Genomic DNA, 20,659 nt, shown 5'->3' with positions numbered 1-20,659 from the left:
AACAAAAAAATTGGCAATATTTTTAAAACAAATATAGACAAAATAGTCCTCTTTCCGTCGATTCTCATATCCTTTTTTTAGGAATGATACCTAATAATCGCCTCATATTTTAATTTTTTTATAACAAACAGGTACTGAAAAAACAAAGAGATGGAGAGCTTTTAGCCCTCCATCCTATCTTGGGGTTGAATGAATTACATTCATCAAGCATCCATTCGATTAAGCATCCATAACCTTTAGCTGGGTCATTTATAAAAACGTGGGTCACGGCGCCTATTATCCGGCCGTTCTGGATAATCGGGCTACCGCTCATACCCTGAATTATACCGCCGGTTCTCCGGAGCAGCCTAGGGTCGGTTATATGGATAACCATTCCCTTCCCGGAACTTCGTTGTTCAGGCAATATTTTTTCTATTTCTATTTTATACTTGTTTATCTTTTCGCCGTCGAGAACAGTTAATATTTCAGCGGGACCTGTGTTTATCTGGTCTGAGTAAGCTACAGGCAGTTCCGGATAAATTGGATTTTGCAGAGGTTTTTTTAATGTGCCGAATATACCAAAACGGCAATTCTTTTTAATATTACCCTCAAAATCTTTGTCTTCAATAAACATGCCAATTTTTTCGCCTGGTTGTCCGCATCTGCCCGGTTGGATACCCTGAATCCCAGCCCTGACTACCTTGCCGTTGGCAATGTCAATAGGTTTCTTGGTATCGACATCGGTTATAATATGACCCAAAGCGCCATATCTGCCTGTTTTGGGGTCATAAAAAGTTATTGTCCCCACACCTGCCGCCGTATCACGAATGTAGAGGCCAATTCTATACCTAGAGGTTTCTTTGCATAACACTGGTTTTACATATTTTACTTCTATCCTCTTATTATGCTTAATCAATACTTTTAGCGGCTTTTTGGTTTTACCGTAATCGTTAACGAGCCTTGCCACCTGCTCGTCATTTACCACTGTTTTGTCGTTTATTTTTAAAATAATATCTCCTACTTCAATACCGGCTTCCTTAGCCGGATTCGATTTATTTCCCTCTGCGTCCTCAACTATCGATTGTCCAACTACCAATACGCCTTCCGAATGCAGCATCACCCCTACGGAATGTCCTCCCGGTACTAGCTTCACGGAAGGAACAACTTCCACTTGCATGGTTTTTAACGGTATGAGGCCAAATAACTTTAACTGCAAGTTGGCGACACCTGGTTTAGCGGCAACTAATGCATTTATTTTGCTTTTATCAACGCGCAATATATTTTGTTTTTCTCCATCAATATTTAGTTTCAAGGTATTTTGAATGATTTTTGAAATTTGAGCTTTTTCAAAACTTAAATCAAGATAATCGCCTACGGTTATTTTTTGGTAAGTCGGCAAGCTATAAAAATATCGCATTTGCGGCGTGCAACTGAAAATAACAATCAAACATGCTAAAACTATGCCGGTTATTTTGCGATAACCTTTAACATCCACATCATCACGCTCCCGCTGTCCAGGTCTGAACCACCTCCATATTTTTCCTGAAAAACTATTGAATTATGCGCTTGGAAACGTTTTGTTGCAAGTTCTAAACTTAAATTATCCGATTCATTTTGGTTTTATAACAAGAAATAATGAGTTTTCTTGGCAAAATTAAATTTAAACAGAATTATTTGCGGGTTTTGGGCAATTATTTGAAAAATTTTGTATTATTCAGTGAAAAAAATTATTCTTAAATTTAACAGCTATTTTTTTATTAATTTCGGAAAAATTAAAAAAAGCGCCCTGGATACAAAAAAAGTTCGTCAAATATGTTGACGAACTTAGATTGATGACGGACTAAGTTTTACCTAGAACAGGAACAAATGTTTTCCGGAGCGGGGCTAAAATCGTCCATGGGTCCGCAATCCGGGTAAGCGGGAGCGGCTATCCGATGGAGATTTCGCCCAGAGCGGAGGAATCATTTGTCCCTGTTAGTACTCCCTTTCATTCGCTGCGCATGTTGCAGCATTTCTTCGGCATTTTTTAAAGTAGTGGGCGTAATATTGGCTCCGCCGAGCATGCGGGCAATTTCATTAATCCTGGCTTCTCCGTTCAATGCAAAGACTTTGGTAACAGTTTTATTCTCTCCTGCTTCTTTTAATATATGAAAATGGGTATCGGCAAAGCTTGCTGTAACTGGTGAATGGGTTACACAAATAACCTGGCAGTTGCCGCCAATAAAAGCCAGTTTTCGGGCCACGGCCTGTACGGCGCTTCCTCCAAGCCCAGCATCAATTTCATCAAAAATTAGGGTCGGCACTTCATCGACCTTTGCCAAAATGGTTTTCATAGCCAGCATAATGCGGGAAGTTTCTCCTCCGGAGGCAATTTTTGCCAAAGGCTTTAAAGGCTCGCCGGGGTTGGGTGAAAGCAGGAATTCAACATCATCTTTTCCTTTGGCCGATATTTCCTCGCGCTCACAAAACTGTACTTTAAACTTTACATACGGCATATTCAGGTCAGCCAACTCCAGGCAAATTTCTTCTTCTATCTTTTGGGCCGCTGCCTTTCTTAAAGCTGATAATTTTTCTGCTGCCGTATCGTATTTAACTTTTAATTCCCGCAGCTTTTCCGTCAGGCGTTGTATTTCATCATCGGCATAAGTAATCTGTTCAATGGCAGCCGCTATTTCCTCCCTGTACCTTAAAACATCCGCAACTGTACTGCCATACTTGCGCTTAATCTTATTAATCTTTTCCAGCCTGTCTTCGATCTCATTCAACAGTACTGGATCAAAATTAAGATTATTTTTATAATCACCGATTTCGGAAGCACAATCTTCAATCTGGTACAAGGCTTCTTCCAACTGTTTTGCAACATGAGCCATGGAAGAATCAATCCCGACAAGCTCCCGCAATGACATCAGGGCTTTGTGCAGTAAATCCAAAGCCGAAAGCTGAGGCGCATCACCAAGATACAATAGATTATAGGCATTGACAGCAAGTTCGGCAAGTTTTTCAGCATTGGCCATTACTTTTCTTTCTTCCAGTAGACGCTCTTCTTCGTTGGGGTCCAGTTGAGCTTCATCAATTTCCCGCATTTGGTAGTTATACATATCCAACCGCCGGGCCTTATCAGCCTCATCCGTTTGCAGTCCTTCCAGGGCTACTCTAACACGCCTGTACTCCTCAACCACCGCTGAAATTTCCTCCAGCTTTTGTTTTATAGCCTCCCCGCCGAAGGAATCAAGCAGCAGCAGGTGTTTTTCACGGCGAAGCAGCGACTGCTGGTAATTTTGACCGTATATGTCTACAAGTAATTCACCGATTTCCTTATACATGGACAAAGTAACAATGCGCCCGTTTATACGGCAGACGTTTTTACCATTGCGCTGCAATTCCCGGGTTAGAAGCAAAGTACCGTCCTCCGATGCAAAACCCATATCTTCCAGTTTAGCTGCTACAGCCCGGTAACCGGAAATGTCAAAGAGAGCTTCTACCAAAGCTTTGTCGGCCCCGGTTCTTATGTACTCATGCAAACCGGCAGAACCGATAATAACTCCCATAGCGTCAATTATTATGGATTTTCCGGCCCCTGTTTCCCCCGACAGGACATTAAATCCGGGTGATATCTCCAATTCAATATTATCGATTAAAGCAAAGTTTTTTATAATTAACCTGATAATCAAATTTAACCCCTCCGTTGTGTGAGAGCGGTAAATTTATTAAAGACCGAAAGCAAGGCCTGTATGGGCTTGACTACCACCAGTATTGTATCATCACCGGCCACCGTGCCGATTATATGCGGATCGTTGGCGCCGTCAATGGTGGAGGCTACTGCCTGGGCAGTTCCCGGCAAGGTTTTAACTACGATGATGTTTTCCGAATAGTCCAATTTGACCACAGAATCCCGGAACATTGTCTTCATACGTTCCTGATTATGTAAGTTGATTGTTGCCGTGGGAACCCCGTAACGGTAATGGTTGTCCCCAATCGGGATTTTAACCAGCCTGAGTTCCTTTATATCACGGGAAACAGTAGCCTGCGTGACATCAAATCCTGCCCATTTCAACTGCTCTGCCAGTTCTTCCTGGGTTTCAATTATTTTGCTATTGACAATTTCCAGTATTTTAAGGTGTCTTTTTGATTTCATCATATCACCCTGAACCTCTATTGAGCTTTTTCTATGGCCAGAACGTAAGGACTCCTTCGGGAACGATTTACAAAAGTAATTTTTACACAACTGTATGTATTTTTCGGCAAGTGCGCAACATATTCGTCCAAAGCCTGAGCCTCATCGGCGCCGCCTTCATGCCCTGGATACACAACAACTGTAGCTAGCCCCCCCGGTTTCAGTAGCTTTAAAGCACCTTCCAGGGCCATAATGGTGGTGCTGGGTTTCGTGATAACCCGGTGGTCACCGCCAGGCAGGTAACCTAGGTTAAACATTATCCCGTCGATGTTCTCTGTTACTCTATGGGCGAGATTCTCATGGCCTTCGTGAAATAACAGGACCCGTTCAAGTAACCCTTCTTTTAGCAGGCGAAGCTTTGTGTTTTCGATAGCCTCAGCCTGAATGTCGAAACCGTAAACCCTTCCTACAACGCCAACGGCTTCAGCTAAAAACAATGTATCATACCCGTTTCCCACAGTGGCATCGATTACTGTCGCGCCCGGACCAATTTTGTTGCCCATCAGTAAATGTGCAACTTTTACCGGACTCGCTATCATTTCAAACATCGGTGCTGCCGCCTTCCTTCATTTTCGCACGAAGTATCTCAAAAAATGTACGGTTGTTTAATTTTAGCAGCTTTGTCGTACATTCGGCCTTTTCAATGATGATTTCATCCAGGTGTTTTACCGGGTACCCGTCCTGGCCATCCAGGGTCAGCATGATTTCCCCCTGTTTCGAACAAATAACAGTCCGTACCTGACTGTCCCCGTGGATTACCAAAGGCCTAGAATAAAGAGTATGTGGACAGATGGGTGTGACAATCATCAGGTCCAAGTGTGGCATAACCAAAGGGCCTCCGGCAGAAAGGGAATAGGCTGTGGAACCCGTAGGCGTGGAAATAATTAAGCCGTCAGCGGGAAATACATCGAAAAATTTGTCATTAATGTATGTTTCCAGCCTAATCAGCCGGGCAAAAGCGCCCTTGGTAACGACAGCATCATTTAAAGCAAAAAACTGTTCCAAAGGCCGACCATCCCTGACAACCGTCGCCTTCAGCATCATTCTCTCTTCCACCTGGAAGTCCCCGGCGACGAGTTTCTCCAGGGAAGGTATAACATCGTTAACTTCCACTTCCGTCAGAAAGCCTAAATGTCCCAGGTTGATACCAAAAAGTGGTATCCCCACCAGGGTTTTATTACGGGCAGTATGCAAAAGGGTCCCGTCTCCTCCAAGGACAATGGCGCAATCACATTCGCGAATAGTCATTTCGTTACTGATGCTTTCGGGCTGGGGCCCTTGCCCGATAGTCCCCAAAATAACCTGCTTTCCTTTAGCCTGCAGCCAGTCAGCAATTTCTTCCGCCAGAACGGAAACCTTTGGTTTTCCTGGATTTACAATCAAGCCTATTTTTTGCAACCTGGATTCCCTCCAACAGGTAATATTCTACAGAAATAACAGAAGTCCTTGTGATAAATTTTTTGTTTGTTTACCAAGGATATTGTGAGATAACGTCGAATATAATAAAAACAGCTCATTTGGTAAAACACTTATATTCTGATAAGGAGTGTTTAACGTATGAAAAAATACATTATCATAATTTTATGTGTGGCCTTCCTGCTGGCAGGATGCACCGGCAGCAAAGTTCCGGCGCCAAAACCTGACACAACTCCCAATACTAACCACCTAACTGCCCAAAAAGACGGCATAACCCTGGAAGTGAGCAGGGAGTTGAAAACATTTCCCAAGAATATGCTTGCCACCAAAGAGGGTTATGATATTGTCGGTTTATCAGTTATTGTTATAAATAAGTCTCAGCAGAACGTCCCCATCTCACCGGATTATGTTACCCTGGTTGCCATAGATAATACCACTTACAAGTATTCCGAAATTACTGAATCTGTAACGGGCAAAGGCGCTTTCCGCAAAGTTACGCTGCCGCCTGATTACCGAGGAGGCGGTCTCCTGCTTTTTGAGATCAAAAAGGGAATAAAAATCAACAAAGTTATATATAAAGATCAAATGAATCATGAATTTAATATTAACTTCGAATCGGGCGAATCTTCCAGTGTATAAAAGCTAGCCAAAAGGCTAGCTTTTACTTTACCCTTCTTTATTTGTTTTCCTCAATGAACCCTTTAATATCGCTAATTTCTCTACCTGTTTTCAACTCTGTAAGGGAATATTTTTTATCGGATTCTATCTTAAGCCCTTTCAACTGATGGCGCGAAAGCAATTTGTATCCAACCTCTTCACCTTCACTCCAAGTTAGAAGATAATCCATAAAAAATACCCCCAAATAAAATATATTGTATACAATATTATATGTACATAATAACAAAATATTTATCTGAATTCAATTGTTTTTGTCAAAGTCATGCTGAGCCTGTAGAACAATGTTCCAGGCATCGATATCTACAGTTGATTCCCGGGGGTTTGCCGGCTTTTCAAGTAACAAAAGGTATTCAATATTTCCTTCCGGTCCCTTGACCGGTGAAAAGGTCAGACCAACAGGAACAAAACCCAAATCCTGGGCGCCGGTGATAACCTTTTCAATTACTTCTACATGAACCGCTGGGTCTTTTACGACCCCTTTTTTCCCAACCTTTTCCCGGCCCGCTTCAAACTGGGGCTTAATCAGGGCTATAACCTGACCTTCAGGTTGCAATAATTCATAAGCCTTGGGCAGCACCTTGTTCAAAGATATGAAGGAAACATCTATTGTAATTACTTCTATATTATCGGGAACTTTTTCTTTCTCCAGGTACCGGATATTGGTCCGTTCCAGGTTAACAACGCGGGGATCCCGGCGCAACGACCAGGCCAGTTGTCCATATCCTACGTCCACAGAATAAACCTTGGCCGCCCCGTTTTGGAGAGCGCAATCAGTGAAGCCGCCTGTACTGGCCCCAATGTCCATAACTATTTTCCCTTCCAGCCGGACAGAAAATTCTTTAATAGCTTTTTCCAATTTAAGCCCTCCCCTGCTGACATAGGGAATGGGGTTACCCTGCAGCTCAATATCAGCGGACACAGAGACAGTGGTCCCGGCTTTATCCACCCTTTGGCCGTCAACAAAAACCAAACCGGCCATAATGGCAGATTTGGCCTTTTCCCGCGACGGGAAAAGGCCCTTTTCAACAAGCAGCATATCCAGTCTCATTTTTTCCATGTGTTTATCACCTACAACTTGGAGAGCAGTTTCATTTTTGCCGGAACAAGTTTTTTCGTGGCTGCCATTTTAAGCCCTACTTTAACAATATTATCCCGGCACAAACCAAATTTCTCCCTGAGAACCCGGAGAGCGCCCTGTTCTATAAACCGGTCGGGTAGCCCTATCCTTTCCACATGAGCCCGTAGCCCCTGTTCCTGTAACAGCTCTAAAACAGCGCTGCCAAAGCCCCCCTCCAGGGCATGCTCTTCCAATGTAATTACCCTACCGGTTTTCCGGGTGTATTCCGTTATTGTTTCCACATCCAGCGGTTTTATAAACCGGCAGTTCACCACCGCTACCTCTATACCGTGCTCATGGAGACTTTCCGCAGCTGCCAAAGCCTCGTATACTAAGGGACCGACAGCAAATAGGGCAATATCCTTTCCATCCCGCAAAACTTCAGCTTTTCCAACCGGAATGTCCTTGATCTTTTCGCTTATCTGCACGCCGATGCCGCTTCCCCTCGGATACCTGATTGCAACTGGTTTATCCAGCAACTGAGCTGTTTTTAACATGAACCGCAGTTCATTTTCATCCTTAGGCGCCATAATCACCATATTGGGTATATGGCGTAAATATGCAAAATCATAAATCCCCTGGTGGGTTTCACCGTCCTCGCCAACCAATCCGGCCCGGTCAACGGCAAAAATCACCGGTAAATCCTGCATGGCTACATCATGAAGAATCTGATCATAGGCCCTCTGCAGGAATGTGGAGTAAATTGCCACCACCGGCCTGAATCCTTCTGTGGCCAAACCGGCAGCCAGGGTTACCGCATGCTGTTCGGCAATACCAACGTCAAAGAAACGATCAGGAAATAATTCCGCAAACCTGGTTAGGCCCGTCCCCGTAGGCATAGCCGCAGTAATAGCCAATAAACGCTCATCGTCGGCCGCCAGTTGACAAAGAGTCTTCCCAAATATCTCCGTATAAGAAACAACACTGGAGGCGGAAACAGGCTCCCCGGTATTTATGTTAAAAGGACCGATCCCATGAAAACGGTCGGGGTTTTTTTCCGCCGGTTCATATCCCTTCCCTTTACAGGTCACCACATGTACCATAATAGGCCCTTTAGTTCTTTTGGCCCTTTCCAGCACTGTTTTCACTTCCATAATATTATGCCCATCAATGGGACCTAAATAAGTGAAGCCCAGTTCTTCAAAAATCATACCGGGAACCACCAGATACTTAAAGCTGTCCTTAATCCTTTCGATGGCCTTAAAAACCGTCGGGCCGATAGACGGTATTTTCTTTAATAAATTTTCCATCTCTTCCTTGTGCCGGTTATACATGGGATCCGTTCTCATCCTGCTCAGGTAGCCGGATAAAGCTCCTACGTTCTCCGAAATGGACATCTCATTATCATTCAGGACTACAATAATGTTCGTCCCTAGGTGTCCGGCATGATTCAGGGCCTCAAAAGCCATACCGCCCGTTAAGGCTCCATCGCCTATCACAGCAATTACATGAAAATTTTCTTTTTTCAGGTCGCGAGCCAACGCCATACCCAATACGGCTGAAATAGAAGTACTGCTGTGGCCGGTATTAAAGGAATCATATTCACTTTCGCTTCTCTTTGGAAATCCGCTTAACCCCCCGTATTGCCGGAGAGTGTCAAATTCCTGTTGCCGGCCTGAAAGTAACTTATGTACGTAAGACTGGTGGCCTACGTCCCATACAATTTTATCTCTTGGCGCATCGAAGACATAGTGCAGGGCCAGGGTCAGTTCAACTACTCCCAGGTTGGGCGCCAAATGACCGCCTGTCCTGGATACCACATGAATCAATTTTTGCCTTAATTCCCTGGCCAGGATATTCAAGTCATCCAATGAAAGACGTTTTAAATCCTCTGGTGTTTTAATTTGATTCAACAGGGGGGTTTCCATAATTTTCACCTTCTCCTGTCTTTATGCTTCCTGTTACTTTTCCTGGAAAACAGATCCACGCCCATTACGTTTTCCATCCAGGCCAGGGCCTGTCCAACGCGGAAAACAATATGATCCGCCTCTGCTATGGCTTTCTTCTTACCAAGAGCCTTACCGCTAACCGTCAGAGCAGCAACCAACCCCGTCATTATTATTGATAAAATTGACTCGTTGAAGCCCGGATGGTTTAGCACAACCTGAAAAACAATGGCTGCGCCCAAAGCCCCGCTTACCGTGCCACATATATCTCCCACCACGTCATTGCAAAAACTGGCCACTCTGTCAGCATTCCGCACTATTTTTATAGCCTGTACCGAACCCTTTACCTTTTTGGCTGCTTTGGCATGAAAGGGACGTTCATTGGCTGCGGCCGCTGCTATCCCAATAATGTCAAAGATTATCCCCAGAAAGATAATTAAAAATAAAAAAAGAAAAGACAGTAAAAGTATTTGAATTTTTGGCAGTACTAATTCGGAAAACAAGCTGAAAAAAGATGCAAGAAAAAAGGTTCCTATCCCAATAATTAAGGCTGATTTCAAAGAGGTTGCCCTGTTATCACCCAACCATTTTCACCTCATACAGCAAGCTGGCGGTCCATGTTCCGGCGCCAGATATGTAAGGTCAGGTGGCAATACGCTGAGTAAATGTTATGGCTTAGGTCCAGTAGGTTTTCCCATCCGTCTCCGACACGTTGCCATGTCGGCGGTTTCCCTTTATGACGAATCTGTACGGTCGCCCTGTACAGGACTGGATTACCACTGAGTCCATACTTTAATCCCCAGCGCACCTCAACCGTCCGGTTGAACAGCCTAGGAGTTTTCCTCGACAGAAACGAACTACTTCTAGCCTCTTTTGCAGTGGAGGTTTCAAACAGCAAGCCCTTTGGAATCGGGCCCGAATCCAAAGCGCCTGATAACCCGTAATCCACCAACACCACTCAAGGCAGGCTACGCTACACTCGACTCTGTTTCAAAAACAGAATCTCTTGTAGGTTTATCCTGTAACCCGAATCTCTTATCGTCCGGATTACAGGCCTCCACGGAGGCTGGGTCAACGCCTACATGCCATTGTAGATCGCCCTTCCTCCTTACTCCCAGCCCCGACCCCCGACTGGGCGTCGGCAGCCGAAACCAGGAACTTCATCGATGTGCCCTTTAGCGGATTTTTAGCCCCGCCTTCGAAGTAGGGATTCTGACTAGGATACTGCGCCACCTATTGAATTTTTTAATAATACTCTGCTAAAAAAGCGAACTAATTATAACACATATTAAATTATTCTTCAATTCAGGTCAATTCCCCTGCTTCTTTTATTTTAACCGATTTCGACTTAATTTGACCGTTTTAGATGCTTATATTAATAAAGCTACGGTAATACCCTACACTGTTCCAAAAATGACTTCCACCGTGTATATCCCAAAATCTCTTTGAGCCGTATCTTTATTTCCACTAATTATCCCGCTCCAGCAAATACCTGGCCATTTCCCTGAGAAAATCTGCCCTTTCATCAAAACCTTCCAACGACATAAGGCTCTCTGCCACTGCCTCCCGAGCCATTTGCTTGGCTTCCTGTAGACCGAAAATAGATGGATAAGTGGCTTTCTTTTTCTTGATATCACTGCCTACCGGTTTGCCAAGTTTCTCTGTATCGCCCTCAATGTCCAGAATATCATCGGTTATCTGGAAACCCAGTCCCAGGAAATGAGCATACCGGGATAGAGCAGTAATTTGTTCTTCGCTGGCTGAGCTTAAAATAGCGCCTGTTTTCAGAGCAGCCTTAAATAAGGCGCCGGTCTTATGAATATGAATATATTTCAGTGTCTCTGCAGAAATATCGAGATTTTCCGACCCGATGTCCACGACCTGACCGCCTATTAACCCCCTAGACCCAGCGGCTAAACTTATTTCTTTGATTACGCGCAGTACTTTTTGCGGGGCTATACCGGGCTCCTCCACCAAAGAACTTAAAACTTCAAAGGCTAAAGTAAGGAGAGCATCGCCCGCTAAAATGGCAATAGCCTCCCCATAAACAACATGATTAGTTGGTTTTCCCCTTCGGTAGTTATCATCATCCATAGCCGGAAGGTCATCGTGAATAAGGGAATAGGTATGAATCATTTCAATGGCACAAGCCGCCGGAATAACTTTTTTAACATCTCCGCCCACTGCTTCGGCAGCAGCCAAAACCAAAACGGGGCGGAGCCTTTTCCCGCCGGCAAGCATACTATACCGCATTGATTGGTGAATGGTTTCCGGGTACTCGTCTTCGCCAGGTAAATACTGGCTTAATGCATCTTCTATTATATTTACTTTTCTTTCCAGTTCCTTTAAAAAAGCTTTTTTATTCATTGAAATCCTCCGTAGGGTTTACAGGTTTAACGGAAAATGTCCCATCATTTTCCCTGATCAGCATATTGATTTTTCTTTCAGCTTCTGTCAATTTATTATTGCAGTACCTGGATAAACGAACCCCCGTTTCAAACTTCTGCAAAGCTTCATCCAGACCAATATTGCCTTCTTCCAGTGTTTTGACTATTTCCTCCAAACGGTTTATGGCTTCCTCAAAGTTTTCTATATCAAGGTTAAACTCCTGCTCCCCGCTCATGAATTTCCCTCCTCTGTTCTTTCAACGGTACAATCCACCAAACCGTCCCGGAGAATTATTTCTACTGTTTCTCCTACCCGAAACTGGCTGATTGTAGTTTTTGGACTGCCGGTAACTTTATCCCGGCATACGGCATAACCTCTTTCCAATGTAGCCAAAGGATTCAGGTTGTTTAAGCCGGCACAGGCAACCTGAAACCGGTTTCCCTTTTCTCTATGGAACCCTCGCATAGCCTGCTCCAATCTGACCACAGTATAGTCCAGTTTCTGGACAAGACTTTGTATCAAATCCATAGGTCTGCTCATAGCCCTGCTTTTCATGCAGACCTCCAGCCTATTCCTGTTTTTCTGTAGATAAAAATTTATCCCGAGTACAAGCCTTTCCTGCAGTTCAGCGAACCTCTGAACCAATTCCAGGTAATTTGGAGCTACAAGTTCGGCTGCAGCCGATGGTGTCGGGGCCCTCAAGTCAGCAACGAAATCGGCAATGGTAAAATCGGTTTCATGGCCCACCGCCGAAACAACAGGAATAGAGGACGCAAAAATGCTCCGGGCTACAATCTCTGTGTTAAAAGCCCATAGTTCTTCCAAAGAACCCCCGCCGCGCCCCACGATAATGACATCGGCTTGCCCATAAGTATTGACCATTTCAATAGCCCGGGCTATTTCGGGCGGCGCGTTTTCCCCCTGTACTGCCACAGGTATAAGGAGTATTTCAATATGGGGGCAACGCCTGTGTAACACTGTAATTATATCACGCACCGCGGCGCCCGTGGGAGAAGTGACCACGGCCACGCGTTTTGGCAGCCTGGGTAGCTTTTTTTTCAGCTCCTGGTTAAAAAGCCCTTCTTTTTCAAGTTTTTCTTTTAACTGCTGAAAGGCGATATACAAGGTTCCAATTCCGTCGGGCTGCATTTCTTCAATATACAACTGGTACTGGCCATCTCTCTCGTAAACTCCTACCCGACCGCGGGCAACAACTCCCATGCCGTTTTCCGGCAAGAACTTTAAATTGCTACAGCGGCTTCTAAACATGACGCACTTGATTGTAGCTTGGGCATCCTTAAGCGTAAAGTACATATGCCCTGAATAATGGAATTTGAAATTTGAGATTTCTCCTTTCAGCCAGATGTTATTCAAAAAAAGGTCGCCTTCCAATTTTTCCTTTATGTAATTGTTTAATTCCGCCACAGTCATTAACCGCAATTGGAACAACTCTCCCTTAATTATTTAGGCAAAAGCTCATTTATACTTTTACAATTCACGGTTAATCCGGTTTTTCCTCTTTATTATCACAGATGATATTCTTTTTTTTATTGGAACCACTGAAAACACTAAGGACAAAAAAGAACTTAACCCCGATATTCAAATAATCGGAGTGGAACCTACCTTAAACCATAAAATCCAGGGCCTTATGTCCACCGATTTATTTTGCTGCAAACCTTGCCATAATATTAATAAAAGCCCCAACTGCATTTACGGCCCGGAAAAGAAATAAAATAATATGGATAAAGCGCCGCTTTTTGGGGAAAACATAACTTGTAAGGTCAATACTAATCTTTAGGGAGGTATTCTTTGTGCAACAATTTGGTTCTCCACAATTCGGCGCTCAACAACCCGGAGCCCAAGCATACGGGACTCAGCAGATGGGTATAGGCCAACCCGGCTGGCAAACTCCTCAGCAAGGTCAGGCTGCCCAATTCGGAGCTCACGAAATCATGGAAGTCCATGAGGTTTTGTCCTCACTGATTGAGGGCATAAACAGGTTTCAACTTTATAAACCATATATTAAAGACCAGCAATTAAACTCCATGATGGACAGTCATTTAAGCCATATGAACAGGACTTACGATCAAATTGCTTCGTATCTGCACAGCAAGGGGGCAATAAGTTTTATGCCTTATCATGGCGTGAAGAAAACCCCTGTCCAGTACGGGCTCAGGAATCCGTCCCCAATGCAGCCCAGCAGCAGCGTAAACGATATTGATGATCGCGATGTGGCTTTAGGTATGCTGGCATACCATAAGTCCAGTGCCTTGAAATGTACTATGGCTGCTCTTGAATGTGCCGATTATAACCTAAGGCAATTAATGCAAAATTGTTCCGTTTCCTGTATGAATCAAGCCTGGGAATGCTTCACCTATATGAACCAAAGAGGCATGTACCAGGTACCCACCATGCAACAAAATACAACCAATACCATGGTTAATAGCTATCAAATGCAGTAGAAAGTGGAATGGGAAGGCTTCGTACCTTCCCATTCAATATTTATGCACTTTGTTGTTGAGCGGCTTTGACCAGGTTATACATGAGCATAGCGATGATCATAGGCCCTACGCCGCCGGGAGACGGGCTCAACCAACCTGCTACCTGCTCCACGCTCTCTTTGTCCGCATCGCCGACCTGTTTACCGTCAACCCAGTTAGATCCGGTATCAATTACGATAGCGCCCGGTTTTACCATATCGCCGGTAACGAATTTAGGTTTCGCCATCTCAAGAATCAAGATATCGCCCTGCTTGGTATATTCCGTAAGCTTCGGATCATCTGGATGGACAATGGTTACTACGCATCCCTTGGCAAACAAGAGCATACTTACCGGTTTGCCCACTTCAATACTGTGACCTACCACAACGGCATGTTTGCCTTTTAAATCCTGACCGGTAAGCTCAAGCAGTTTCATACAAGCAAAGGCCGTACAACCTACAAAACCGTCGTCTCCAATAACCAGGTTACCAATACTGGTAGGATGGAAACCGTCTACGTCTTTTTCGGGAATAATAGCGTCAAGTATTGCTTTTTCTTTGTCATGCAAGTGCTTGGGCAAAGGCAGTTGCACCAGTATGCCGTGAATTGACGGGTCATTGTTCAACTTATCAATTAATTCCATAATCTCTTCAAAAGTCACATCTTCAGGCAATTTGAAAGTTTTTCCCTCTCCGCCGATAGCCGTGGCAGCTTTAGCCTTTAACCCCACGTATAGGGCGGATGCTTCATCATCTCCAACCAACAACATACCAATGGTCGGTACAACGCCTTTGGCTTTTAAAGCCTCTACCTCTGCTTTCAAGCCTTCTTTAATCTCGTTGGACAGCTTTTTCCCATCAAGAATTTGAGCTGGCATAATACCCCTCCCCTGAAAATTTTATATTTATTTGTCCCTTAAATACTGGTCAATAGATATGGCCGCCTGTTTGCCTGCCCCCATAGCAAGAATAACTGTGGCCGCCCCTGTAACGATGTCGCCGCCGGCAAAAACACCCGAACGAGTAGTTTGGCCCCGCTCGTCCACGATAATGTTTCCCCGGGCATTCGACATAAGCCCATCAGTCGTTTGTGTTATTAATGGGTTGGGCCCCTGACCGATAGCCATGATAACCGTATCCACCTCAACATTAAATTCCGATCCGGGGACCGCCACCGGTTTTCTCCGACCCGAGGCATCGGGTTCACCAAGTTCATACCTGATACATTGCATATTCTTCACCCAACCTTCTTTATCCCCAATAAGTTTGACGGGGCTGGTCAGGAAAAGAAACTCCACGCCTTCTTCCTGGGCATGCTTTATTTCTTCCAGCCGGGCAGGCATTTCTTTCTCCGAACGGCGGTAAACAACAGTTACTTTTTGCGCTCCCAGCCGAAGGGCTGTCCGGGCCGAATCCATAGCAACGTTTCCTGCTCCGATGACTGCTACTTTTGCACCGATATGGACCGGCGTATGGTATTCCGGAAACCTGTATGCCTTCATGAGATTGGTCCGCGTTAAAAACTCGTTGGCCGAAAAGACCCCATTCAGGTTTTCACCCGGGATGTTCATGAAGTAAGGCAGCCCTGCCCCAGTTGCGACAAATATTGCTTGGAAACCGTCTGTAAATAATTCGTCTATGGTAAAAGTCTTCCCTATAATCATATTTGTTTTTATTTCCACACCTAGACTTTTCAGGTAGTCCACTTCTCTTTTGACAATGTCTTTCGGCAGGCGAAACTCCGGAATGCCGTAGGCAAGAACGCCGCCCGGAACATGCAGGGCTTCAAAAACGGTAACCCGATAGCCAAGTTTGGCCAAATCCCCGGCCGCTGTCAATCCCGCAGGTCCCGAACCGATTACAGCTACTTTCTTACCGGTTAATTGCCGGCTTAAGTGCTGCGCTGTCCTGTCAAAAGCTGCACCAAAATCGGCGGCAAACCTTTCTAACCTGCCTATGCCGACAGGCTCTCCTCTTTTACCCAGCACACACTGCTTTTCACACTGGTTTTCTTGTGGACATACCCGACCGCAAACAGCCGGCAGGTTATTACGTTCTTTTATTTTATTACCGGCAGCGATAAAATCTCCTTCTTTAATCAACTTAATAAAGGCAGGGATCTCCACTCCGACAGGACACCCTTTTTGGCAGGGAGCACCTTTGCACTGTAAGCACCGGTTGGCTTCGGCAACAGCCGTTTCCTGATCGTAACCAAGAGCAACTTCTTTGAAATTCTTAATCCTTTCCCGTGGATCCTGTTCAGGCATGGGGTGTTTGGCAGTTATGAATGACATCCGCAGCCACCTCCTGAACGGACCTTCTCACCGAGAATTAGCTCTTGTTCTTTGGCATACATTGTGGACCGCCTGATCAGGGTTTCCCAATCAACCAGGTGTCCGTCAAACTCCGGTCCCTCAACACAAGCAAACTTGGTCTCCTCTCCTATTTTTACCCGGCAGGCTCCACACATTCCTGTTCCATCCACCATAATCGGGTTTAGGCTAACCAGCGTTTTTACAGCATAAGAAGCCGTTAACTCACTGACCGCCTGCATCATCGGCAGAGGTCCTATGGCCATCACCAGGTCCGGTTTTTCACCTGTCAATTGTTTCTGCAGTACCTCTGTAACAAACCCCTTTTCGCCGACGGAACCGTCATCAGTACAAATAATCAGCCGGTCACTGACATTATTCATAACGTCCTGCAAAATCAAAGTCTCGGCTGATTTCGCACCGATAATTGAAATAACTTCGTTCCCCGCCTCCTTCAGAGCACGAACAATAGGGAAAATGGGCGCTGCACCCACACCACCGCCTATAGCAATTACCCGTCCGTACTTTTTGATATGGCTGGGCATGCCCAGGGGGCCGGCTATATCAGTGATAAAATCACCCTGTTTCAGGCAGGCCAGTCTTTTTGTAGTGAAACCCACTTCCTGAAAAATAATTTTAATACTGCCCGATTTGCGGTCAAAATCAAATATAGTCAGGGGAATACGTTCTCCCCATTCGTCCACTCTCAGAATGATAAACTGTCCCGGTAGCGCTTTGGCTGCAATTTCCGGCGCCGATATTTCATACATGTGGATACCGGTAGCCAGGGAGCGTTTCTGTAGAATCCTGTACATAGATTAACCTCCTCTTGTCCTACAGCATATAATCCTATTATACCACTACCGGGTAAAATTCAGAAGAAAAAACCGCAGAACCCTCAATTTTAAGGGATCGCGGTCAAATCTAAATATTCATAAACCGGCTTCCGCTAAACACTATCTTTTTTCAGCCTGCCACTTGGCGGCTTCCACCACGTTTCTCAGCAGAATAGCAGTAGTCATTGTACCGGCGCCACCGGGAACAGGAGTAATAATACCTGCTCTTTCGACAGCCTTGTCAAATTCCACGTCTCCAACTATCTTGCCGTCTACCTCGTTAATTCCAATATCAATAACAATGGCGCCGGGTTTAATCCATTCGCCCTTAATTAATCCGGGTACGCCGACGGCAACTATAAGTACGTCAGCCCTAGCCACATGTTCAGGGGTTTTTCCGGCTTTAGCAGTACCGATATGGCATACGGTAACTGTCCCCAGGTCATTCAGGTGAAGCAGGGCTGCCGGTTTACCAACAATATCACTGTGTCCCACAACAACTACCTCTTTACCGGTTAGGTCGATGCCCGTTGACTTGACAAGCTCGTAAGCACCTACGGCCGTACACGGAGCAAGCCGGGGCTTACCGAAAGAAACAAGTCCCATGTTATGCGGTGTAACACCCTCGATATCTTTCTCAAAAGCTATTTTCCACTGCACCTCTCTGGCTTCAATGTGCGGCGGCAGAGGCATTTGCAGAATTATGCCGGAAACCTTGTCATCGTTGTTCAGGTCTTCTATGTATTTGATAAGTTCTTCCTGAGTAGTTTCGGCAGGCAGTTCCCTTAATTCATACTTGATACCAAGCTGCTCTGCGTTTTTACGCTGGTTATCGGTGTAAAACTTGGAAGCAGCATTTTCACCAACCTGAACCGCTACAAGGAAAGGCTCAATACCTTTCTGTTTCAGTTCCTCAACTTCCTTCCTGGTCTGCTCTTTAATTTTGTCCGCTAATGGTTTGCCTTTTAAAATTTGTGCAGGCATTTTTTAAAAACCTCCTTTTGTTAATTAAATATCTGTTGTTATTAAATGTCACTAATGTGAAATTATTCGCTAACTTTGCCCTTAATCCTGCCTGAATAATTAAAAAAAGTTGTAATATTTTAAATTTTGGCAATGTAGCACATAAGCCCGTTTATATTGCCATGCTCAAAATAAATGCACATAGTGATTATATTCACTATGTGCCCGAAATAGTCCAACCCCTCAAAAAGATTTATTATTTTATAAGCCTAACGCTGCCCAAGTTACTTCTTCAACGATGCCTGTTTCCGGGAACCCTTTTTCCCTCTGAAAAGCCCTTACAGCCATTTCGGTCCGCCTACCGAATACCCCGTCTATAGGTCCTGTATAGTAACCAAGTTCTGCCAGGCGTTCCTGCAGCATTTTTACTTCCGGGCCTCTGCTCCCTCTCTTTAACACCCCAAAGCCTGGACCCGGTTCAGCAGGTAATTGGGGCCATTGTCCACCCGAAGGCATGTATGGATAGTATCCCGGAGGTACATTAGGCCACCAACCTACAGGATATTCACCGGGAATATAGGGCGGCCACCCCCAATATCCCGGGGGAAACATTGGCGGAAACCCAGGGTAATAAGGCGGAATTTCGGGCCTTTTGCCAGGAATAATTATTATCTGGCCGGGAAAAATCAAGTTAGGGTCTCTAATTTGAGGATTAACGGCCAGAATGTCGGCTACTGTCACCCCGAAACGCTGGGCAATAATATAGAGCGTATCGCCCGGCTTTACAACATAACGCACGAAAAATCCCTCCAAAACTGTATTTTTTTTGCCTTCTGAGCATATTACAGTTTATGAAGGGAATTACAATAATGTGAAATTCGGAGGTATGTATGATGTCCAAATCAATTCAGGATTTAAAAAACAGTATCCGGGAAAAAATAATCGAAATATGGAAAAACCCGGACAATCCGCCGGAAGATAAGTTGATAGAAATCTTCGGGTTCTCCGCGGAACAAATAATAAACTTTATTAACCAGGAAGACGATTAATCATCGCAAACCAGGGCGCATTCGGTACAGGTCCCGGCGCAGGGCTCTATTTTTACGTTAAATTTCGTTCCCGGGTAATTGGCCATTATTTCCTCTTCAATGGAGTGGGCTATATGATGAGCCTCATTTAAAGGCAAACCTTGGGGTAGAACCAGGTGTACACCGCCCACGGGACCTGCAATGTAATCATACCGGAGGGATAATTCATGGTAATTGACAAACTTACCGCCCAGCCTTTCCATCGCTTTCTCCAGTATCTTTTTTAAATCTTCCTCTGTGATGATATCTTCCTTCATCACCTCTTCGACAGGTTCAATATGGATTACCACATCGGAAGCATACTTGGCCAGTACATCCTCAACCCGGTCGGCTAACTGGTGCCCTTCTTTGATAGTCTTATTCCCGTCAACCAATACGTGCAAATCCCCGAATATTTTAGGGCCCACCCGGCGTACCCGTATCTTATGTAAACCCAAAACTCCGGGTACACCCGTTACATCCGATTCAATCCGCTGCCTTATCCCTTCCGGAGCCCGGTCCAGCAGGCCATCAACGGTTTCCTTGGCCAAACGCAAACTGGCAATAATAACCAGAACCGCAACCACCAATGCTGCAATGGGGTCAGCCTTCTCATAGCCAAACTTGGCAAATACCAAACCCACAATTACTACCAGAGAACTCAGGATGTCGCTGGAAAAATGCAGGGCATCGGCTTCCAGAGCCTGGCTTTTGTGCTTTTTAGCTGCCTTTTTCAGCGCCCGGGACCTGGAGAAATCTATAATAATTGACACAACCAGAACTCCAAAACCCCATGCCGTTACCTCCAACCGGAGTTCCGGCATCATTAGCCTGTTTATGGCTTCTTTAACAATCCACAGACATGTTACCATTAGTAATAGGGCTTCTACAAGAGCAGAAAAATTTTCAACCTTACCGTGACCGTAATGGTGTTCTTTATCCGCCGGTTTATCGGAAATACTGACTGCAAAGTAAGTTATGGCTGCAGCGCCAAAATCCAGGGCTGAATGGGCAGCTTCAGACAGAATACCCAGACTGCCCGTCAGCAAACCTATAATGAGTTTTCCACCCGTCAGAAACAGGGATGCCAGGACCGAGCTTAAAGCTACCGCCTTTTTTTCTTTTTGAGCATCAGCAAAATCAGCCTGCGCCAATGGCCATACCCCCTAACATCTTTATTATATGAATTCTGTGTGCCGGTATGTTCAAAAAATTTCCCCGTTTAGCGAAAAACCTGTGGAACCACACGGTCCCACAGGTTTATAATCCTGCTGCTCATAAGAGCCCGGTAAAACTTTTCCGTTCTACCTGATCCATTATGCTTTTTTATTTTAACACAATTTATTGCTAAAAGCAAACCTTTG

The 20,659-nt window shown here is 44.9% G+C and carries 21 protein-coding genes and 1 riboswitch; of the genes, 3 read left to right on the top strand and 18 right to left on the bottom strand.

Annotated features, from left to right (window positions below; genetic code table 11):
- Positions 1–118: 118 nt before the first annotated feature.
- The 5 genes from spoIVB to ACSNJE_RS03000 all read right to left on the bottom strand — a co-directional run bounded on the left by spoIVB (position 119) and on the right by ACSNJE_RS03000 (position 5,551).
- Positions 119–1,474 (bottom strand): SpoIVB peptidase, encoded by a 1,356-nt coding sequence (spoIVB, locus tag ACSNJE_RS03020; protein ID WP_474773100.1) that lies wholly within the window; start codon positions 1,472–1,474, stop codon positions 119–121.
- A gap of 466 nt (positions 1,475–1,940) precedes the next feature.
- Complete coding sequence (gene recN / locus ACSNJE_RS03015) at positions 1,941–3,650, bottom strand: DNA repair protein RecN (RefSeq protein WP_495251961.1); 1,710 nt, start codon at positions 3,648–3,650, stop codon at positions 1,941–1,943.
- A 2-nt stretch (positions 3,651–3,652) separates the two neighbouring features.
- Positions 3,653–4,114, bottom strand: coding sequence for an arginine repressor (gene argR / locus ACSNJE_RS03010; protein ID WP_052216661.1), 462 nt, complete (start codon positions 4,112–4,114; stop codon positions 3,653–3,655).
- Positions 4,115–4,131: 17 nt separating this feature from the next.
- Positions 4,132–4,701, bottom strand: a complete 570-nt coding sequence (mnmM, locus tag ACSNJE_RS03005) for a tRNA 5-(aminomethyl)-2-thiouridylate-methyltransferase MnmM (RefSeq protein ID WP_083436717.1) — start codon at positions 4,699–4,701, stop codon at positions 4,132–4,134.
- Complete coding sequence (locus ACSNJE_RS03000) at positions 4,694–5,551, bottom strand: NAD(+)/NADH kinase (RefSeq protein WP_474773102.1); 858 nt, start codon at positions 5,549–5,551, stop codon at positions 4,694–4,696. The genes mnmM and ACSNJE_RS03000 overlap by 8 nt, the downstream gene beginning before the upstream one ends.
- A gap of 159 nt (positions 5,552–5,710) precedes the next feature.
- Here ACSNJE_RS03000 and ACSNJE_RS02995 point away from each other — a divergent pair, with 159 nt between their 5' ends.
- Complete coding sequence (locus ACSNJE_RS02995) at positions 5,711–6,208, top strand: DUF4352 domain-containing protein (protein WP_052216659.1); 498 nt, start codon at positions 5,711–5,713, stop codon at positions 6,206–6,208.
- 37 nt (positions 6,209–6,245) lie between these two features.
- Here the strand turns inward: ACSNJE_RS02995 and ACSNJE_RS02990 are convergent, their stop codons facing one another.
- The 7 genes from ACSNJE_RS02990 to xseA all read right to left on the bottom strand — a co-directional run bounded on the left by ACSNJE_RS02990 (position 6,246) and on the right by xseA (position 13,069).
- Complete coding sequence (locus tag ACSNJE_RS02990) at positions 6,246–6,416, bottom strand: hypothetical protein (RefSeq protein WP_474773103.1); 171 nt, start codon at positions 6,414–6,416, stop codon at positions 6,246–6,248.
- Positions 6,417–6,488: 72 nt separating this feature from the next.
- Positions 6,489–7,304 carry a TlyA family RNA methyltransferase gene (locus ACSNJE_RS02985; protein ID WP_495251960.1) on the bottom strand — a complete coding sequence of 272 codons (816 nt, stop codon included), beginning with the start codon at positions 7,302–7,304 and terminating at the stop codon, positions 6,489–6,491.
- An 11-nt stretch (positions 7,305–7,315) separates the two neighbouring features.
- Positions 7,316–9,232 (bottom strand): 1-deoxy-D-xylulose-5-phosphate synthase, encoded by a 1,917-nt coding sequence (gene dxs / locus ACSNJE_RS02980; RefSeq protein WP_495251959.1) that lies wholly within the window; start codon positions 9,230–9,232, stop codon positions 7,316–7,318.
- A gap of 5 nt (positions 9,233–9,237) precedes the next feature.
- The gene (locus ACSNJE_RS02975) at positions 9,238–9,834 is read right to left on the bottom strand and encodes a hypothetical protein (protein ID WP_013120562.1); all 597 of its coding nucleotides are present in this window, start codon (positions 9,832–9,834) and stop codon (positions 9,238–9,240) included.
- Positions 9,835–10,717: 883 nt separating this feature from the next.
- Entirely contained in the window at positions 10,718–11,617 is a 900-nt protein-coding gene (locus ACSNJE_RS02970; protein ID WP_474773105.1) for a polyprenyl synthetase family protein, read from the bottom strand.
- Positions 11,610–11,873 carry an exodeoxyribonuclease VII small subunit gene (gene xseB / locus ACSNJE_RS02965; protein ID WP_013120564.1) on the bottom strand — a complete coding sequence of 88 codons (264 nt, stop codon included), beginning with the start codon at positions 11,871–11,873 and terminating at the stop codon, positions 11,610–11,612. The genes ACSNJE_RS02970 and xseB overlap by 8 nt, the downstream gene beginning before the upstream one ends.
- Positions 11,870–13,069, bottom strand: coding sequence for an exodeoxyribonuclease VII large subunit (gene xseA, locus ACSNJE_RS02960; RefSeq protein WP_495251978.1), 1,200 nt, complete (start codon positions 13,067–13,069; stop codon positions 11,870–11,872). The genes xseB and xseA overlap by 4 nt, the downstream gene beginning before the upstream one ends.
- Positions 13,070–13,449: 380 nt before the next feature.
- Here xseA and ACSNJE_RS02955 point away from each other — a divergent pair, with 380 nt between their 5' ends.
- On the top strand, positions 13,450–14,100 hold the full coding sequence (locus tag ACSNJE_RS02955) for a spore coat protein (protein ID WP_013120567.1): 651 nt from the start codon (positions 13,450–13,452) through the stop codon (positions 14,098–14,100).
- Between the two features lie 40 nt (positions 14,101–14,140).
- On the opposite strand, the gene ACSNJE_RS02950 is transcribed toward ACSNJE_RS02955, so the two are convergent.
- The 5 genes from ACSNJE_RS02950 to ACSNJE_RS02930 form a co-directional block, all read right to left on the bottom strand.
- Entirely contained in the window at positions 14,141–14,995 is an 855-nt protein-coding gene (locus ACSNJE_RS02950) for a bifunctional 5,10-methylenetetrahydrofolate dehydrogenase/5,10-methenyltetrahydrofolate cyclohydrolase (RefSeq protein ID WP_013120568.1), read from the bottom strand.
- A 27-nt stretch (positions 14,996–15,022) separates the two neighbouring features.
- The gene (gene gltA / locus ACSNJE_RS02945; protein ID WP_495251958.1) at positions 15,023–16,411 is read right to left on the bottom strand and encodes an NADPH-dependent glutamate synthase; all 1,389 of its coding nucleotides are present in this window, start codon (positions 16,409–16,411) and stop codon (positions 15,023–15,025) included.
- Positions 16,399–17,244: a sulfide/dihydroorotate dehydrogenase-like FAD/NAD-binding protein gene (locus ACSNJE_RS02940; RefSeq protein ID WP_052216651.1), complete on the bottom strand. Its 846-nt coding sequence runs from the start codon at positions 17,242–17,244 to the stop codon at positions 16,399–16,401. The genes gltA and ACSNJE_RS02940 overlap by 13 nt, the downstream gene beginning before the upstream one ends.
- A gap of 141 nt (positions 17,245–17,385) precedes the next feature.
- A complete protein-coding gene (locus ACSNJE_RS02935; RefSeq protein WP_052216650.1) occupies positions 17,386–18,249 on the bottom strand; it encodes a bifunctional 5,10-methylenetetrahydrofolate dehydrogenase/5,10-methenyltetrahydrofolate cyclohydrolase in 864 nt (287 codons plus the stop codon).
- 240 nt (positions 18,250–18,489) lie between these two features.
- The gene (locus ACSNJE_RS02930) at positions 18,490–19,026 is read right to left on the bottom strand and encodes a PGRP and LysM peptidoglycan-binding domain-containing protein (protein ID WP_495251957.1); all 537 of its coding nucleotides are present in this window, start codon (positions 19,024–19,026) and stop codon (positions 18,490–18,492) included.
- Positions 19,027–19,121: 95 nt separating this feature from the next.
- On the opposite strand from ACSNJE_RS02930, the gene ACSNJE_RS02925 reads away from it, so the two are divergent.
- Positions 19,122–19,277: a hypothetical protein gene (locus ACSNJE_RS02925; protein WP_207642441.1), complete on the top strand. Its 156-nt coding sequence runs from the start codon at positions 19,122–19,124 to the stop codon at positions 19,275–19,277.
- Here the strand turns inward: ACSNJE_RS02925 and ACSNJE_RS02920 are convergent.
- On the bottom strand, positions 19,274–20,449 hold the full coding sequence (locus ACSNJE_RS02920) for a cation diffusion facilitator family transporter (RefSeq protein WP_474773108.1): 1,176 nt from the start codon (positions 20,447–20,449) through the stop codon (positions 19,274–19,276). The two genes, ACSNJE_RS02925 and ACSNJE_RS02920, sit on opposite strands and share 4 nt — an antisense overlap.
- A gap of 91 nt (positions 20,450–20,540) precedes the next feature.
- Positions 20,541–20,620, bottom strand: a riboswitch (NiCo riboswitch).
- Between the last annotated feature and the right edge of the window lie 39 nt (positions 20,621–20,659).

The sequence above is a fragment of the Thermincola sp. GK-1 genome, from assembly GCF_059412445.1.
The sequence above is the reverse complement of the archived record's forward strand: the minus strand, read 5'-3'. Positions and strand labels throughout refer to the sequence as shown.